Annotated in this window: 16 protein-coding genes; all 16 read right to left on the bottom strand. The window is 63.9% G+C overall.

Annotation, left to right across the window (positions count from 1 at the left end):
- Nucleotides 1-5: 5 nt before the first annotated feature.
- The gene (locus KQI11_RS04910) at nucleotides 6-275 is read right to left on the bottom strand and encodes a thioredoxin family protein (RefSeq protein WP_059005148.1); all 270 of its coding nucleotides are present in this window, start codon (nucleotides 273-275) and stop codon (nucleotides 6-8) included.
- Between the two features lie 126 nt (nucleotides 276-401).
- A complete protein-coding gene (locus tag KQI11_RS13205; protein WP_286172548.1) occupies nucleotides 402-557 on the bottom strand; it encodes a hypothetical protein in 156 nt (51 codons plus the stop codon).
- A 323-nt stretch (nucleotides 558-880) separates the two neighbouring features.
- Nucleotides 881-1,507: a DUF2812 domain-containing protein gene (locus KQI11_RS04920; RefSeq protein ID WP_216401277.1), complete on the bottom strand. Its 627-nt coding sequence runs from the start codon at nucleotides 1,505-1,507 to the stop codon at nucleotides 881-883.
- Nucleotides 1,508-1,925: 418 nt separating this feature from the next.
- The gene (locus KQI11_RS04925; RefSeq protein ID WP_216401278.1) at nucleotides 1,926-2,876 is read right to left on the bottom strand and encodes a transketolase family protein; all 951 of its coding nucleotides are present in this window, start codon (nucleotides 2,874-2,876) and stop codon (nucleotides 1,926-1,928) included.
- A 4-nt stretch (nucleotides 2,877-2,880) separates the two neighbouring features.
- Nucleotides 2,881-3,723, bottom strand: coding sequence for a transketolase (locus tag KQI11_RS04930; RefSeq protein WP_021659268.1), 843 nt, complete (start codon nucleotides 3,721-3,723; stop codon nucleotides 2,881-2,883).
- 117 nt (nucleotides 3,724-3,840) lie between these two features.
- Nucleotides 3,841-4,662: a Cof-type HAD-IIB family hydrolase gene (locus tag KQI11_RS04935; protein WP_216401279.1), complete on the bottom strand. Its 822-nt coding sequence runs from the start codon at nucleotides 4,660-4,662 to the stop codon at nucleotides 3,841-3,843.
- Nucleotides 4,655-5,587: an RluA family pseudouridine synthase gene (locus tag KQI11_RS04940; protein ID WP_216401280.1), complete on the bottom strand. Its 933-nt coding sequence runs from the start codon at nucleotides 5,585-5,587 to the stop codon at nucleotides 4,655-4,657. The genes KQI11_RS04935 and KQI11_RS04940 overlap by 8 nt, the downstream gene beginning before the upstream one ends.
- 11 nt (nucleotides 5,588-5,598) lie before the next feature.
- Nucleotides 5,599-6,609 carry a signal peptidase II gene (lspA, locus tag KQI11_RS04945; RefSeq protein WP_216401281.1) on the bottom strand — a complete coding sequence of 337 codons (1,011 nt, stop codon included), beginning with the start codon at nucleotides 6,607-6,609 and terminating at the stop codon, nucleotides 5,599-5,601.
- A 136-nt stretch (nucleotides 6,610-6,745) separates the two neighbouring features.
- Nucleotides 6,746-7,396: a DivIVA domain-containing protein gene (locus KQI11_RS04950; protein ID WP_216401282.1), complete on the bottom strand. Its 651-nt coding sequence runs from the start codon at nucleotides 7,394-7,396 to the stop codon at nucleotides 6,746-6,748.
- A gap of 11 nt (nucleotides 7,397-7,407) precedes the next feature.
- Nucleotides 7,408-8,154 (bottom strand): YlmH family RNA-binding protein, encoded by a 747-nt coding sequence (locus KQI11_RS04955; RefSeq protein WP_216401283.1) that lies wholly within the window; start codon nucleotides 8,152-8,154, stop codon nucleotides 7,408-7,410.
- 16 nt (nucleotides 8,155-8,170) lie between these two features.
- Complete coding sequence (locus KQI11_RS04960; protein WP_185915104.1) at nucleotides 8,171-8,644, bottom strand: cell division protein SepF; 474 nt, start codon at nucleotides 8,642-8,644, stop codon at nucleotides 8,171-8,173.
- 14 nt (nucleotides 8,645-8,658) lie between these two features.
- Complete coding sequence (locus KQI11_RS04965; RefSeq protein WP_216401284.1) at nucleotides 8,659-9,366, bottom strand: YggS family pyridoxal phosphate-dependent enzyme; 708 nt, start codon at nucleotides 9,364-9,366, stop codon at nucleotides 8,659-8,661.
- Complete coding sequence (locus tag KQI11_RS04970) at nucleotides 9,350-10,609, bottom strand: biotin/lipoyl attachment domain-containing protein (RefSeq protein ID WP_185915102.1); 1,260 nt, start codon at nucleotides 10,607-10,609, stop codon at nucleotides 9,350-9,352. The genes KQI11_RS04965 and KQI11_RS04970 overlap by 17 nt, the downstream gene beginning before the upstream one ends.
- Before the next feature lie 27 nt (nucleotides 10,610-10,636).
- Entirely contained in the window at nucleotides 10,637-11,584 is a 948-nt protein-coding gene (gene miaA, locus KQI11_RS04975) for a tRNA (adenosine(37)-N6)-dimethylallyltransferase MiaA (protein ID WP_216401285.1), read from the bottom strand.
- 6 nt (nucleotides 11,585-11,590) lie between these two features.
- Nucleotides 11,591-13,618 (bottom strand): DNA mismatch repair endonuclease MutL, encoded by a 2,028-nt coding sequence (mutL, locus tag KQI11_RS04980; RefSeq protein WP_216401286.1) that lies wholly within the window; start codon nucleotides 13,616-13,618, stop codon nucleotides 11,591-11,593.
- A 45-nt stretch (nucleotides 13,619-13,663) separates the two neighbouring features.
- A complete protein-coding gene (gene mutS, locus KQI11_RS04985) occupies nucleotides 13,664-16,267 on the bottom strand; it encodes a DNA mismatch repair protein MutS (protein ID WP_185915099.1) in 2,604 nt (867 codons plus the stop codon).
- Nucleotides 16,268-16,339 lie beyond the last annotated feature (72 nt).

Below are 16,339 nucleotides of genomic sequence, written 5' to 3' on the forward strand. Positions count from 1 at the left end.
TGCTCTCACTCGCCCTGCAGGGCTTCCCTGAACACCTGTTCCACCTTTTCCAAGGTGGGGACCCCTTCGTGGACCTTTTTGTCGCCGACAAAATAGGTGGGCACATACCAGTAGTCATAGCCCTCGGTCTTTTCCGGCTCGCGGTTTTCCTCGATCACCTCGATGTTCACCCGGCCGTACTCGGGGTGGGCGGCAATCAGCTCCTTCTCCATGGCAAAGGCCTGACGGCAGTATGGACAGTCCTCTAAAATCATCATCTTGACCGGTTTCGGCATGAAAAAGCCCTCCTTCTTTTTTGCACAGGCCGCCTCGCTCGGGGCGGCTCACCTCCCCCTCCCGGGGAAAAATCTTTTCGGATAAAAGGATGCGCTCCTTCCGCCCCCGCCATACAGGGGCCGCAATCAGCGCGCCAGATCGATTTGGTCGAGCAGGGCGGTGCCGGTGGGGGTGCGAAAGAGGACCTCCCGCATCCTGTAAATCGCCTCTTCCGAATCGCCGCTCTCCCCGGCGTTGACCAGGTGATCCGCCTCCAGCAAAATCTGGTGGTCAAGTCCCACCACCCCTTTGGAGGTGTGGTGAGGTAGACCACCCAGTCGATGCGTGCTTGGGACCAGCGGCTGCCCTCTAAAAAGGCAGCCGCCAGCGGGACGCCCTCCCGCTCCTGGCGCTTGCTGTCTGTGTTTCCGTACCGCTCCCGGCAGAGGGGACAGGCGATGTCGTGAAGGACGGCAGCCGCCTCCAACGCCGTCTGCGGCTCCCCGTCCAGCCCCTCCCGCTCGCCAATGGTCTCGGTGAGGGCATAGACCTTAAAAAGTGGTCGATATCGTGAAGATTGTCGCCGGAACAGCCGATCATCCGCTCGGTCGACTCTACACAATGGTCATTTTGGGTCGTCCTCTCCCCCGCCCGCCGACTTCAACTGGCTGCGGGTGAAGAGGAAGTTGAGGAAGTAGGTGCTCCCCACAAACAAAAAGAGCACCGCCAGGGCCAAGGCCGCCATCTGCAACACCGCGATGCCGCCGACCCTGCCCACGGCGGAGAGGACAAGCGCCGCCACCCCCAGCAGCCAGAAGAGGACGCTCATCCGCAGGCAGCTCTGCACGCTCTGCCGGGTCACCGGGGTGGGCGGCGGCGGGGCGGGTTGGCCCGGCAGCGGAGTGATGGGAGACTCCCCCTCCTCCCCGGCCGTCTCCGGCCGAGGGGTGCCCGCGGGGGCCTTAAAAAAGTGGCAGCCCTCTCCGCAGGAGGTGATGTACTCCCACCCCTGACCGGCAAAGCGCGCGATATAGGCGGGCATCTCCGCCCGGGTGTGTTCGGCGCAGTCGTAGAGGTAGGCGGTGGTCTGTGGCTCTTTTTTCTTGAGGAGGAAGCCCATGCTGGTAAACTGCTCCAGAATCCAGCCCTCCTGGCTGTAATAGGAGAGCATGTCCAGCTCGTCCTGGGCCCCTCTGCGGGGCTTCTTTCCCGGCACAAACCCGCCGGAGGGGATGAATTTGCTGTCTTCCATCGGCTCTCTCCCTTTGGGCGCACTCCCGCCCTGTTCTTCTGGGGCCATTATAGCACACTTCGCCACTGGCGGCCAGATTTCCAGCGGCCAAAGTCCCGCACAAGAATCTTGTACAGCCGTTTTTACAGGCCTTGTACAGGGGCATCGCACCCGGCAACCGGGACCATTTCACCGATTGCCCTTCCCCACATGTCGGGAGAGGTTCACCCGGCGCTGCCACTTGGACAGTCGGCCGCCGCTGATGACATGGCGTCTGCGGTGACGCCCTGCTCTTCCTCTCCCACGCCGGCGACCTCTGGGAACGGACACCCCTTCTCTTCCCGCCGGTGTACCTGCCCCCTGCCGGGGGTGTTCTCTACACAAAAAAGAGGGCTGGGCGCGCAGCACGCCCAGCCCTCTCGGCCGAATGGGGATGTCCCTATTTCTTTTTGGCAAGGGCCTCTTTGGCCTTGACGACGATGTCTTTGGCGCGCAGCTCGAAGATGTCGAGCAGCTCGGCGGCGGGGCCGGACATGCCAAAGCGGTCGTAGATGCCCAGTTTCACCACCGGCACCGGGCACTCCTCGGTGACCACCTCGGCCACGGCGGAGCCCAGGCCGCCGATGACGCTGTGCTCCTCGGCGGTGACGATGCAGCCGGTCTCGCAGGCGGCCTTGACGATGATGTCGCGGTCGATGGGCTTGATGGTGTGGATGTTGATGACCCGGGCGCTGATCCCCTCGGCGGCCAGCATCTCGGCAGCCTGCAGGGCCTCGGACACTTCCAGGCCGGTGGCGACGATGGTCAAATCGCTGCCGTCTCTCAACTGTACGCCCTTGCCCAGCTCAAACTTGTAGTTGGGGTCGGTGTTGACCACCGGCACGGCCAGGCGCCCAAAGCGCAGGTAGACCGGGCCGTAGTAGTTGATGGCGGCCTCCACAGCGGCCTTGGCCTCCACGTCGTCGGCAGGGTTGATGACCACCATGCCGGGGATGGTGCGCATCAGGGCGATGTCCTCGTTGCACTGGTGGGTGGCGCCGTCTTCGCCTACGGTGATGCCGGCGTGGGTGGCGCCGATCTTCACGTTCAGGTGGGGGTAGCCAACGGCGTTGCGGACCTGCTCGTAGGCCCGGCCGGCGGCGAACATGGCAAAGGTGCTGGCAAAGGGGATCTTGCCGGTGGTGGCCAGGCCGGCGGCGATGCCCACCATGTTGGCCTCGGCGATGCCACAGTCGATAAAGCGCTCGGGGTAGGCCTTTTTAAAGGTGCCGGTCTTGGTCGCGGCCGCCAGGTCGGCGTCCAGGACCACTACCTCGGGGTATTTCTCGGCCAGGTCGCGCAGCGCCTCGCCGTAGCTCTCACGAGTTGCCTTTTTCACTACATCTGCCATCTTCCTACGCCTCCACTTCCGCCAAAGTCGCCTTCAGCTCGTTCATTGCAATCTCAAACTGCTCTGCGTTGGGGGCGGCGCCGTGCCAAGACACGTTGTTCTCCATGAAGGAGACGCCTTTGCCCTTTACGCTCTTCTGGATGATGGCGACCGGTTTGTCGGTCACCTCTCTGGCCTCTTTGAAGGCCGCCTCGATCTGGTCAAAGTCGTGGCCGTCGATCTCGATGACATGCCAGTTGAAGGCGGCGAACTTCGCGCCGATGGGATAGGGGGAGCAGACCTCTTCCACGGTGCCGTCGATCTGCAGGTTGTTGTTGTCCACCACCACGGTGAGGTTGGTCAGCCCTTTGGCGCCGGCAAACATAGCGGCCTCCCAGATCTGGCCCTCCTGGATCTCGCCGTCGCCGCAGATGGCGTACACCCGGTAGCTCTCGCCGGAGAGCTTGGCCGACAGGGCCATGCCGCAGGCGACCGAGAGCCCCTGGCCCAGGGAGCCGGAGGACATGTCCACGCCGGGGGTCCCCTTCATGTCGGGGTGGCCCTGCAGCATGGCGTGGGGCTTGCGCAGCTTCAGCAGCTCTTCGTGGGGGAAGTACCCGCGCTCAGACAACGTGGCGTACAGCGCCGGGGCGGTATGGCCCTTGGACAGCACCAGGCGGTCCCGATCGGCCTTCTTCGGGTCTTTCGGGTCGATGTTCATCTCCTTGAAATACAGATAAGTCATCGTGTCGGCGATGGAGAGAGAGCCACCCGGATGACCCGATTTTGCGTTGTAAACGGCCTCAACAGCGCCCATGCGAACTTTGCAAGCCTGCGCGGCAAGTTGCTTTTTTGTTGCCTGGTCCATAACGGTACCTCCTAAGTATTTTATCACTGGGGAGAGTTCTCCCCGTATTCTGGGCCCAGCCGGGCCCAGCTGCAAACGCCGGTTTGACGCGGCGATGGCATTTGAGAGAAAGCGGGTCTACAGGCGGCCGCAATTTTGCCGCAGGTAGCCCAAAAACTCGGCGACGCCCCCCTCTAGGCAGCTGGCGCAGACCATGTCGGCGTGCACCTTGATGTCCTGCGGCGCGTCTGCCAGGGTGGCGGAGAAGTGCGCGGCCCGCAGCAGCTCGAGGTCGTTGTAGTAGTCGCCGATGGCGGCGGTTGCGTCCTGGGGCAAACCCAGGTAGTCGGCCAGAAAGTGGAGCGCCTCCCCCTTGTTGACCCCGTCGGCCATCACCTCTAAAAACTGGGGGGCCGTCTTGACAAAGTAGACGCCCGGGTGATGCTGGGATCGGAGAAAGGCCTCCAACCGCGCCATCTCAGCCGGGTCGATACAAAAGAGGACTTTATACCACGCTTGGGGGACGCTGTCCACATCCGTCACTATATATTCTAATCTATCTGTGCTGGTATGTCTATGGGCAAAGTGGTTATTTTTCGCGACATAAATTGCATCCGGGCACATGATCTCCGCTCCTAAATCGGGGAAGGCGGCGCAGGCGGCCCGCACCAGCTCCACCCCCAGGGCGTGGGGCAGACAGCGCTCGCGGATGGCGCGGCCGCTCTGGTAGTCGTAGATGAGGGCCCCGTTGCAGAGGATGGCCGGGGCCGAGAGCTGGATGCGGTCGAGGTAGCGCCGGGCCGAGTCCTTGTGCCGGCCGGTGGCGACGGTAAAGTGGCCCCCCGCCTCGGAAAAGGCGCGGACTGCATCGACATTTTGCTGGGGCAGGCCGATGCCCGCCCGCAGCAGGGTCCCATCCATGTCGGAAACCACCAAAAAATCGCTGATCTGCTTACTCATAAATACCTCCGTAGCGGGTTGTCAGGGCCTGCAAAAAGGCGGTGAAATAGGGGGGCAGGTCGCTGGTAAATTCCAGGTAGCGGCCGCTCTCCGGGTGGAGAAAGCCGATGGTGCGGGCGTGCAGACACTGGCCCTGCAGCCCCTTTTCCGGGTGCTTGGGACCGTAGAGGGGGTCGCCGCAGACCGGGTGGCCGATCTGGGCTGTCTGCACCCGGATCTGGTGGGTCCTACCTGTAAAGAGTTCTAGCTTTACATGTGTGTAGGGCCCATATCGCCCCAGCACCCAGAGCTCGGTTCGGGCTATCCGCCCGCCCTGGGCCACCACCGCCATCTTCTTGCGCTCGACGGGGTGGCGGCCCAGCTGGTTTTCCAGCACCAGATGGGGTCCTTTGATCCCCCCGTGCAGCACCGCCTCATAGCGGCGCAGAAAACTGTGCGCCCGAATCTGCTCGGCCAGTATTTGGTGGGCCCTGTTGGTCTTTGCCACCAGCAGCAGACCGCTGGTGTCTCGGTCCAGCCGGTGGAGGATGCCGGGGCGAAGGGGGTCTCCCATGTCGGAGAGCCCCTCCCACCCATAGCGGGCCAGCAGGGCGGACGCCAAACTGTCCTCCTCCTGACCGGCGCCGGGGTGGACCACCATCCCCTTGGGTTTGTTGACCACCGCCAGACAGTCGTCCTCATAGAGGATTTCCAGCGGAATGGGGTTGGGGCGAAGGGCAAAGGGCGCTTCCTCCTGCCGGCGCAAAACAAGCAGGTCTCCCTCCTGCAGCTTCTGCTTTTTGGAGAGAGGCCTGCCGTTGCAATCGACCTGCCCCGTTTCCAGGGCCCGTTTCACCTGGGAGCGGGAGAGCCCAGACCGGCGGCTGAGGAGCAGGTCCACCCGTTCCCCCAGATCCGCCGCCTGTACCGTGTAGAAAAACTCCATGCCGTTCTCCCTCAGACGCGCTCCTCTTTGGGCGGTGTCTCGCCATCGCCCGTCTCCCCTTTATCGGACGGAGCGGCCTCTTCCTGCGGGGCCCCTGCCGGACTGGCAGAGGGCCCTTGGTCGGCCCCGGTGGGCGCGGCGGTCTCCCCTTCTGCCCCAGCGGGCTTTTCTGCCCCGGAGGCACTCTCTTTTTCCTGTGGGGCGGCCGCCCCCTCTTCGGAAACAGCCCCCTCCGGTTGGGGGATGTCCTCCTCAACAGCGGTCTCTTCCGTCCGAACGTCCCCTTCTTCGGCAGTCACCACTTCGGCGTCGGCGATTCCCTCCCCGGCGGCAGACTCCTCCGAAGAAAGGCCCCCCTCTTCTGCCGCGGGTGTGGGTTCCTCTGCCGTCAAGTCGGCTTCTTCGGCGCTGGCGGTGGGCTCCCCTTCCCCTTGCGCCTCGACAGCCAAGGGGAACACCAGTTCGGCGTCGGCGTCAATGGGTTCGGCCGGGCGAACGGGGGCGGTCGCCACCTCTTGGGCCGGCACTTCGGTCACCGCAGCGGCCTTTTTCTCCTTTTTCTGGGGGAAAAAGGTCTTGTCAAAGAAGAGGATGTCCACCACCATCACCACAATGCCGCAGACCACTAGGCAATCGGCAAAGTTAAAGACCGGGAAGTCGATGAATTGAAACTGCAGGTAGTCGATAACGCAGCCCCGGAAGATACGGTCGATCAAATTTCCCAGGCCGCCCGCCATCACCACCAGCACGCAGCCGTTGAGCACCCTGTTTTGCAGGATGTTCTTGGTGAGCACAAAGCAGCCAAAGACCAAAATCACCGTGGTGACGGCGATGAGGAGGGTGGTGCTCCCCTCCATCATCCCGAAGGCAGCGCCCCGGTTTTCCACATAGGTGAGCCCCAGCACATTGGGGATCACCTCGATCGGGCCAGACTGCTGTAAAAAGATGACCGCCGCCATCTTCAGCAGTTGGTCCGCCGCCACCAGCGCCAGGCAGGTGGCCAATATCGTCAACATTCCCATGGGGTCTACTCCTCCTGTGTATCGTCTGGGCCGGCAAAAGGGGCCGCCGGAAGAACGGGCGCCCGCAGGCGATCTCTCCCAGCTGCCCCTCTGCCAAAAACAGTGTCCGCGTTACAAGTGGGGGCGACAGGCGCTCTTACTTCTCAGAGACGCCCCGCTCCCCCATCTCAAAATTCAGGTCGAAACCGGTGTCAAAGAGTTCGGGGTTGATTTCCCCCGCCTTGACCGAAAAGCCCTCTTCCTCTGCCGGGGCGGCAGTGGGCTCGGAGGCGACGGGCTGCTCAGAGGCAGTCTCCGCCTGGGGCTCGGCCTCCTGGGCCGGCTCTTCCTCGGCGGGCTCTTCCGCCGGGATCTGGGAGATGACCTCGATGTGGTTGCGGTAGAGGGAGAGCAGCGCCCCCTTGAAGGAGGACACCTCGGCCTTCATTCGCGCCAGCTCGTCCTGGTAGAAGTGGATCTTGTCTTCCGACTTGGAGAGCATACTCTCGGACTTGATGGTGGCGTCGCGCATGATGATGTCGGCCTTCTGGCGCGCCTCGGCAATCACCGAGGCACCCAGCTTCTGGGCGCCCAACAGGGCCGCCCGCAGGCTGTCCTCGTCCTTGCGGTAGTCCTCCAACTTGTCGGCCAGCAGTTCCAGCTTCTGCTCCAGATCCGCCTTTTCCGCCTCCAACTTCTCGACGGTGGCAATGACCTCGTCGATGAAATCGTCCACCGAATCGGCCTTGTAGCCCTTCATCCCCGAGCGCTCAAAGGTCGCGTTCTTGATTTGCTCCAGTGTCAGCATCCTCTATCCTCCTACAAATACTTCTGTGCGGTGATGCCGAGGCGGCCCTTTTTGGTGAGCCCGCCCACGGCGGTCAATACAAATCTCCCCGCCCCGCGGACAGAGAGGACATCCCCCTCTTCCAGCGGTTCGGAGGGGGAGAGCACCTCCCGGTGGTTGAGCTGCACCTGGCCGGCCTGCACCAGCTGGGTGCAGCGGCCCCGGCTCTGGCGCAACAGAACGCCGAGCACCCCGTCCAGCCGCAGGGAGGCCACCGTCCCCCCGATCTCCTCAAAGCGCTGGGGGGGCACCCGGTCCAGGCCACCCTCTTCCACGCGCACCCCGACGCGCCCCACCTTTTTGATTTCCAGGGCCAGGGGAGCGGCGTTTTGGTGCAAAAAAGCCACCGCTTCGCCCTCGCCCACAAAGATGTCCCCCACCAGCCGGCGCTCGATCTCCAGCGAGAGAAGGGCGCCCAAAAAGTCCCGGTGGGTGAGTACATCCTGTTTGCGGTAGAGAAAGCGCAGGGGGCGGATGGGAAAGCACCCCTCCCCGATGGGCGGGCCGCCGCTGATTGCCAGCACCGCCCGGCGGCATTCCGGGTGGCCGCCAAAAAAGCGGTGCTCCACCTCGGTGTGGGCGGCGAGCATAGGGGAACAGAGCAGCCGCTGCCGCTCGTCGAGAAAGTAGGTGCTCTTGCAGGCGCTGCGGCTGTAGCAGCTCTCCATCATCTCTTCAATGCCCCGCAGAAAGAGGCGTTCGCCCTCGTCCGCGGGCAAAACAGCGCGCACCTTTTTAGAAGAAGATGCCGTTGTTTTCCAGCTCGTCCATCAAATCGCCCACCAGATCCACATTGTAGGGGGTGATGATGAAGGTGCTGTTGGCGACCCGCTGGATCTGGCCGTTGTTGGCGTAGGCCACCCCGCTGAGAAAGTCCACCAGCCGGCGGGAGATGTCCTTGTTGGTCCCCTCCAGGTTGAGGACCACCGTCCGCTTGGCGTTGAGGTGGTCGGCCACGGCGGAGGCGTCTTCAAACTTCTCGGGCTTGACCAAAACCACCTGCAGCTGGGCGGTGGTGTTGATGTTTACTACCTTGTTGCGCTTGGACGCCACTTCATCGTATCCCACGACCGTCGTCTCCTCCTGTTTCTTGGCAGAGGGGGTACCGCTCAGGAAATCCACCTCGCCGGTGCCCTCAAAATCGTCCTCATATCCCTCTTCATCGGAGTCCATCCCCATGAAGTCTTTAAACTTGTCGACCAAACCCATTGTCCTGTTTCCTCCTAAACTTGCGATTTCCGCTCTCCGAAGAGGATGCTGCCCAGGCGCACCTGGGTGCTCCCGCAGGAGACGGCCGTTTCAAAATCGCCAGACATGCCCAGCGAAAGAGTTTCCATAAAGACATTATCTAATTTTTTGTGCTTTATGTCAATAAATAGTTTCTCCATCTCCCGAAAATAGGGGGCGGCGCCCTCTCCCTCAGCGGCGGGGGGGATGGCCATCAGCCCGGCGATGCGCACCCCCGGCAGGGCGGCGATTTGGGGCAGGACCCCTTCCAGCTCCTCTTTGGCAAAGCCGGACTTGCTGGCCTCGCCGCCGATGTTGACCTCCAGCAGGATGTCCATCCGCCGGCCGATGGCGGCGCAGCGGCGGCTGATCTCCTCGGCCAGGGCCAGGGAGTCCACGCTCTCGATGCGGTCCACCTTGTCGGCGATGTACTTGACCTTGTTGCGCTGCAGGTGGCCGATGAAGGCGATCTTCAGCCCCTCTTTGTGGTAGCTGTCGTACTTGTCCAAAAACTCCTGCACCCGGTTTTCGCCGATGAGGGAGACGCCGCTGTCGATGAACTGGTTGACCCGCTCGGCCGGCACCGTCTTGGTGACGGCCATCAGCGCCACCTCGCGGCCGCTGCGCCCGGCAGCCTGGGCTGCCCGGTCGATGCGGCCGCGAATGTCCCGCAGGATGCGCCCGGCATCAGAGATATTTTCCATCGTAAAGGTCCTTCCCTTCCACAAACACTTCGTCGTAGAGTTCCAGGTAGCGGACGGTGGTCTCCTCCCCTGTCTCCTCGTTTTTGACCGTCTCCTCGGGGGTGGCGACCTGCTCTACCAGCAGGTAGTCCCCCTCTTCCACCAACACGTTGACCTGTTTGAAGCGAACGGTGCCGCCGTCCTTCACGTAGACGCCCTTGACCCCGTTTTCCACCCGCAGGGCCCGGGCGGGCACCCGCAGGCCGCCAAGCTGCTTGTTGCTTAAGCGGATGTTCTGGATGCGCAGGTTGACCAAGTCCTTGGTGATGTAGTCGCAGCGCAGCACCACCAGGCTCTTTCCCCCCTCGCCGGAGGTGATGCGCTCCACCACCACCGGCACCTCCTCGTTGTAGGCGCCCAGAAACTCCACGTAGAGGGTGGCCCCCTCCTTGACCCAGCGCAGCTTTTCGTCGGGGAGGATGCAGGCCACGTACCAGTCAAAGTCCTTGACCAGCTTGCCCAGGGGGTTGCCCTCCACGGCGGCCGGCTGGCTCTTGCCGTCAAGGATGTCCTGTACCTGGGCGGCGGTCATCCCCTCCAGGGCCTGGGGGGTGAGCACCTCTTCGTACCCGTCCACCGCGCTGGAAAAATAGCCGGAGGCGGGGGCGTACTCGTAGGAGACCTTGCCCCCCAACTGGCTGTTGAGGCTGTCGATCTGGCCCTGCAGGGCGCTCATCTGGGCGGTGTAGTCCACCGCCTGGCCGGTGGCCGCCTGCCGGCGGCTGATTTGGGCCAGCAGCTGGTTTTTGTAGTCGGCGCTCTTGGCGTAGCTGCCGCTCTGAAACTCCCCCTCCATCTGGGCGATGGTCTTGCCGATCTGGGTGCCCAGGGCCGAGGGGTCGGTCACCGAGGTGGAGAGGGCGCTGGACTCCTTGAGCATGTCCAGCTCCCTTTGCAGGGCGCGCGCCTTGCTCACCAGGGCCGAATCGCTCTCGCTGGCGTAGACCTCGGAGATCAGCTCCCCCCCCGAGACCTTGGAGCCGTCGGTGAGGGAGTAGTTGAAGTAGCCCTCCTGGCTGGCGCGGAGGACCTGCGCGTCCCGGATGGCCAGCCCCTTGGTGGTGGCGGACGAGCTCATCACATAGCTGACGGCCACCTCGGTCTTGTTGCGGTTGAAGTAGATCTGAAAGGCCTGCACCCCCACGTAGAGGATGAGCAGCAGACAGAGGCCGGCGACCCCCAGCCATTTGAGTACCCTTTTCAATGCATTGCCCCTCCCTTTCTCCCCCGGTCAGTCCTCCAGGTGGCGGCGGGCGATCTCCAGCGCCCGCTGAAATATCTCTTCGTCGGTGGTCTGCTCCCCCGCGTCGATCCAGTGAATGGACCGGTTTCGCCGAAACCAGGTCAGCTGCCGTTTGGCGTAGTTGCGGGTGCGCTTTTTCAGGTTCTCCAGCCCCTCTTCCAGGGTGCAGTTGCCCTCGAAATAGTCGGCCAGCTCCTTGTAGCCAATGGCCTGCTGGGCCGTCTGGTACTCTCGCCGCTCGGTGTAAAAGGCCAGCGCCTCGGAGATGAGGCCCTGTTCCACCATCCGGTCCACCCGCCGGTTGATGCGGTTGTAGAGCAGCTCCCGGTCGCTGTACTCGATACCCAGGTAGCAGGCGTCGTAGAGCTTGGGCGCGGCGGCGGCCCGCTTTTGCAGTTCGCTCATCTTCTGGCCGGTGACCTCCATAGTCTCCAGGGCCCTCAGCACCCGGCCGGTGTTGTTCTGGTGGAGCTTTTCGGCCAGCTCCGGGTCCAGGGCGGCCAGCTTGCGGTACATCTCCTCCGGCCCCTGACAGGCCAGTTCCTTTTGCAGCCGGGCCCGCACCTCCTCGTCCACCTTCGCGTCGTCAAAGCAGAGGTTGCCCACCAGGGCGTCCACGTAGAGGCCGGTCCCCCCGGCCACGATGGGCAGGCGGCCCCGCTCGGCGATGCCGGCGATGATCCGCTTGGCGTCCACCACGTAGTCGGCCACGCTGTAGCGGCGGGTGGGGGGAACAAAGTCGATGAGGTGGTGGGGCACCCCCTCCATCTCCTCCGGGGTGGGCTTGGCGGTGGCGATGTCCATCCCGGTGTATATCTGCATGGAATCAGCAGAGACGATCTCCCCGTCGAGGGCTTTGGCCAGTTTGACCGCCAGCGCCGATTTGCCCGACGCCGTCGGCCCCACCACGGCCAAAATCTTCAGCGGCTTCTCCAACTCAAATCACAGCCTTCCAAATAATTTCTCGATGTCCTTCTTGGTCTGCTCGATGACGATCGGCCTGCCGTGGGGGCAGTACTTGACGATGTCGTAGCGGTAGATGTCCTCCATCAGCTGCTGCAGCTCATACTGGGTGGAGCGGTTGCCCCCCTTGATGGCAGCCCGGCAGGCGATGGAGTTGAAGAGCCAGTCGATGTGGGAGGCGCTGACCTCCTGCTCGCCTTTGGCCAGGTTGGAGGCCACCTCCTCAAAGATGCCGGCGATGTCGCAGTTTTGGAGGAAGGAGGGGATCTCCCGCACCACCATGGCGCTGACCCCCAACTCCTCGGCGATGAAGCCGGCGTTTTGCAGCAGCTCCCGGTGCTCGAGCACGGCGCTGATCTCCTCCGGCGCCAGAGTCACGGCCACCGGCTCCAAGAGGATCTGGCGGGCGATCTGCCGGTACTCCCGCTTGAGCCGCTCAAAGAGGATGCGCTCGTGGGCGGCGTGCTTGTCCACGAGGAAGAAGCGGTCCTCGGTGCAGGCGAGGATGTAGGTGTGAAAGAGCTCCCCCACCACGGTGGGCACCTCCCCCTCGACCCCGCCCGCCGAGGGGGCCGCCCACTGCAGCTGTCCGTCCTCCGCCGCCGCGGGTTCGGCGGGGGCGGCGGGGCAGGGCGACGCCGTCCGATGGGGGGCGGGTCCGGGGCGGCGCTCCGAACCGGCAGAGAAAACGCCGCTCGGGCGGGGGGGCTGCTGCGAGACCGCTTTGGGCACAGGCCTCTCCGCAGCCGGGGTGGGGCGCGCACTCTGCGCTTCGGCGCGCAGGGCGGCGCTGCGGCGCAGCAGGTCGGCGGCAGCGCCGCTCACCCCGATGCCGTAGCGGCCGTCCGGGGTGCGGGGGGCGGCGGTGGGGCTGTGCAGCTCCCCCGTGCCCCGCACGGCGCTCCCCCCGGTGGAAGGGGTCGCAGGGCGCCAGCCGCCGGCCCCCTTTTCCAGCGGCAGCGGCTGTTCCGCCGCGGCCTTGGCCTGGGCTGGCGAAAGGGCCGCCGTCTGATCGGAAAAGTTGAGGATGGCGCTCTTGGCGGCGGTATAGACGGCGCGGAAGACGTCGTTTTCAGCGGCGAAGCGCACCTCGATCTTGGCCGGGTGGACGTTGACGTCCACCAGCTCGTTCGGCATCTCGATAAAGAGGAAGCAGGCGGGGAACTTGCCCGCCATCAGCACGTTTTTATAGCCCTGCTCCAGGGCGGCCATCCCGGTCTTGGTCTTGACAAAGCGGCCGTTGACGTAGAAGTGCTGCAGGGTGCGGTTGGACTTGGCGTACTGGGGCTTGGAGATGTAGCCGCTCACCCGGTAGGGTGGGGCCTCGTGGCTCACCTCGATGAGGTTGTCCGCCACCGACCTGCCGAAGAGTTCGCGGACGGCGTCCTTCAGCCGGCCGGTGCCGGGGGTGTGCAGCTTGTCCACCCCGTCGCGGATGAAGCGGAAGGAGATCTGCGGGTGGGAGAGGGCGGTCTTCTGCACCACCGACTCCACCGCGTTGCCCTCGGTGACGTTCCTCTTTAAAAACTTCATCCGCGCCGGGGTGTTGTAGAAGATGTCCCGGGCGATGATGGTGGTGCCCTGGGGGCAGCCGGCGTCTTCACACTCGCCCCCCTCCCCGCCCTCGATGCAGTAGCGGGTGCCCAGTTGGCTGTCGGGGGTGCGGGTCAAGAGCTCCACCCGGCAGACCGCGGCGATGGCGGCCAGCGCCTCGCCCCGGAAGCCCAGGGTGCCGATGTGGCTCAGGTCCTCCTCGCAGGCGATTTTGCTGGTGGCGTGGCGGAGGAAGGCGGTGGGCACATCCTCCCTGCCGATGCCGCCGCCGTTGTCGGTGATGCGGATGAGGCGGATGCCCCCCTCCCCGATTTCCACCGTGATGGCGTTTGCCCCGGCGTCAATGGCGTTTTCGATGAGCTCTTTGACAATGGACGACGGGCGCTCCACCACCTCCCCGGCGGCGATGAGCTCTGCCACGTGGCCCTGCAACAGGTTGATCTTCTGGCCCACAGGCCCTCCCTCCTCTTCTCTTTAAAATCCTCTTCCCAGCGGCCCCTACTCCCTGGCGATCTTGACCAGCTCGTACAGGAAGTTGAGGGCCTCGATGGGAGTGTAGGCGTTGGGGTCGATTTCCCGGACCTTCTGCACCAGGGCGCTCTCCACCGCCGAGGAGAAGAGGTCGGGCACCGCCTCCTCCCGCGGGGCGGCCGGTACAGCGGCCTGGGGGGCCTGTGCCTCCAGCGAGGCCAAGATCTCCTTGGCCCGCTCCACCACTGCGCCGGTCACCCCCGCCAGCTTGGCCACTTCGATGCCGTAGCTCTCGTCGGCCCCGCCGGGGATGATCCGCCGCAGGAAGGTGATGTCGTCCCCCCGCTTCTTCACGGCGATGTTGTAGTTTTTCACGTTGGGCAGGGCCTTCTCCACCTCGGTGAGTTCGTGGTAGTGGGTGGCAAAGAGGGTCTTGGCCCCCAGCTTTTTGGGGTCGGCGATGTACTCGATCACCGCCCGGGCAATGCTCATCCCGTCAAAGGTGGAGGTGCCGCGGCCGATTTCGTCCAAAATCAAGAGGCTCTGCTTGGTGGCGTTGTCCAGTATGTAGGCCACCTCGCTCATCTCCACCATGAAGGTGGACTTGCCCGCCGACAGGTCGTCGGAGGCGCCCACCCGGGTGAAGACCGCGTCCACGACGCCGATCTCCGCCGCCGAGGCGGGGACAAAGCAGCCCACCTGGGCCATGAGGGTGATGAGGGCCACCTGCCGCATGTAGGTGGACTTGCCGGCCATGTTGGGGCCGGTGATGATGGCCACCAGGTTTTCCCGCCCGTCGAGCAGGGTGTCGTTGGGGACAAAGGGCACGTCTTTTTGCAGCTGCTCCACCACCGGGTGGCGGCCGTCCTTGATTTGGATGCGGCTGCCGCCGGTCATCTGGGGCCGGCAGTAGCCGTTGCGGGCGGACACCTCGGCAAAGGAGCAGAAGACGTCCAGCCGGGCCAGGGCCTTGGCGGTGGTCTCCACCTCCTCGATGCGGGCGGCGATCTCCTTGCAGACGCCGTCGTAGAGGGTGCGCTCCAGGGCGATGATGCTGTCGTTTGCGCCCAGGATGCGGTTTTCCAGCTCCTTGAGCTCCTGGGTGATATAGCGCTCGCAGTTGACCAGGGTCTGCTTGCGGATAAAGCCGTCCGGCACCAGTTCGGTCTGGGACTTGCTGACCTCGATGAAGTAGCCAAACACCTTGTTGAAGCCGATTTTCAGGTTGCGGATGCCGGTCTCCTCTTTCAGGCGGGCCTCCATCTGCATGAGGATGTCCTTGCTGTTTTCGATTAGGTCCCGCAGCTCGTCCACCTCGGCGTTGTAGCCCCGCTTGATGACCCGGCCGTCCTTGAGGGTCACCGGCGGGTCGTCTTCGATGGCCCGGTCCACCAGCTCCTTGATTTCGGGCAGTTCGCTGATTTGCAGGTGGCACTCCACCAGGGCGCTGCTGTGCAGTTCGGCCAGCAGGTCCCGGACAGGGGGGAGTTGCTGCGCTGTAAAGGAGAGCGCCTTTACCTCTTTGGGGGAGGCGCTTCCGTAGACGATGCGGGACATCAGCCGCTCCACATCGGCGATGTGGGAGAGGTGCTCGGCGATGTCGGCGCGCGCCGAGGGCTGGTCCACCAGCTCCTCCACCGCGTCCAGCCGCTTCTCGATGTGGACGATGTTTTGCAGCGGCTGTTCCAGGTAGCTGCGGATGAGGCGCTTGCCCATGGCGGTGTGGGTGCGGTCGAGCACCCAGAGCAGGCTGCCCTTCTTCTCCCCCCGGCGCATGGTCTCGGTGAGTTCCAGGTTGCGGCGGGTGTTGATGTCCAGGTTCATGTACTGCTCACAGCGGTAAAAGTCCAGCTCCCGGATGCGGGAGACCCCTTTTTGCTGGGTGTGGTCCAGGTAGTGCAGCAGGATGGAGAGGGCCAGGACGCACTCCTCCCTGCCCTCGAGCTGCAAGTCGGAGAGGGCGATGGCGTCAAACTGGGCGAGGATGCGGGCCTCGTTTTCCTCTCTGCCGAACTGGTCGCCCACCAGCTTGACCGCCCGGCAGCCGATGGCCTCCTTCACGGCCTCCAGGTGGTATTTCAGCTGGAGGGAGTTTTGGCAGAGGAGGATCTCGCTGGGGGAGAATTTCCCCAGCTGGTCCACCAGCTTCTGGCGGACGTCCCGCCCCCGCAGTTCGGTCACCAGACACTCGCCGGTGGAGACGTCGGCAAAGCAGACCCCGCAGCGGTTTTTCCCGGTGGCCACGGCGCAGAGGTAGTTGTTCTTTCCCTCTTCCAGCATCCCGCCCTCCAGCAGGGTGCCGGGGGTGTAGATGCGAATGACCTCCCGCTCCACCAGATTGGGGCCCTTGGTGGGCTCGCTCATCTGCTCGCAGACGGCCACGTTGTACCCCTTTTTCAGCAGCCGCTGAATGTAGGCCTCGCAGCTGTGGTAGGGCACGCCGCACATGGGGGCGCGCTCCTCCTGGCCGCAGTCGCGGCCGGTGAGGGTCAGTTCCAGCTCTTTGGAGACCTTGATGGCGTCGTCAAAGAACATCTCGTAGAAGTCGCCCAGGCGAAAAAAGAGGATCTCGTCCTTGTGCTGCTCCTTGATGTCCATGTACTGCTGCATCATCGGTGACAGTGGTGCCATTTTTTACCTCTCCATCCAATCAAAGTGTGCGAAAGAAAAAGGGGCGGCGCGGCCTCTCCCGCCGGAGAGAGG

The organism is Acetanaerobacterium sp. MSJ-12, assembly GCF_018917875.1.
In the GTDB taxonomy this organism is placed as follows: Bacteria; Bacillota; Clostridia; order Oscillospirales; family Ruminococcaceae; genus Bittarella; species Bittarella massiliensis.

What these genes read in the sequence shown, in the direction of transcription:
- KQI11_RS04965 (WP_216401284.1), bottom strand. Translation starts at nt 9,366, where the DNA reads ATGGAAAATATCTCTGATGCCGGGCGCATCCTGCGGGACATTCGCGGC.
- KQI11_RS04940 (WP_216401280.1), bottom strand. Translation starts at nt 5,587, where the DNA reads ATGGAGTTTTTCTACACGGTACAGGCGGCGGATCTGGGGGAACGGGTG.
- KQI11_RS04930 (WP_021659268.1), bottom strand. Translation starts at nt 3,723, where the DNA reads ATGGACCAGGCAACAAAAAAGCAACTTGCCGCGCAGGCTTGCAAAGTT.
- KQI11_RS04950 (WP_216401282.1), bottom strand. Translation starts at nt 7,396, where the DNA reads ATGCTGACACTGGAGCAAATCAAGAACGCGACCTTTGAGCGCTCGGGG.
- KQI11_RS04920 (WP_216401277.1), bottom strand. Translation starts at nt 1,507, where the DNA reads ATGGAAGACAGCAAATTCATCCCCTCCGGCGGGTTTGTGCCGGGAAAG.
- KQI11_RS04960 (WP_185915104.1), bottom strand. Translation starts at nt 8,644, where the DNA reads ATGGGTTTGGTCGACAAGTTTAAAGACTTCATGGGGATGGACTCCGAT.
- KQI11_RS04935 (WP_216401279.1), bottom strand. Translation starts at nt 4,662, where the DNA reads ATGAGTAAGCAGATCAGCGATTTTTTGGTGGTTTCCGACATGGATGGG.
- lspA (WP_216401281.1), bottom strand. Translation starts at nt 6,609, where the DNA reads ATGGGAATGTTGACGATATTGGCCACCTGCCTGGCGCTGGTGGCGGCG.
- KQI11_RS04910 (WP_059005148.1), bottom strand. Translation starts at nt 275, where the DNA reads ATGCCGAAACCGGTCAAGATGATGATTTTAGAGGACTGTCCATACTGC.
- mutS (WP_185915099.1), bottom strand. Translation starts at nt 16,267, where the DNA reads ATGGCACCACTGTCACCGATGATGCAGCAGTACATGGACATCAAGGAG.
- KQI11_RS04925 (WP_216401278.1), bottom strand. Translation starts at nt 2,876, where the DNA reads ATGGCAGATGTAGTGAAAAAGGCAACTCGTGAGAGCTACGGCGAGGCG.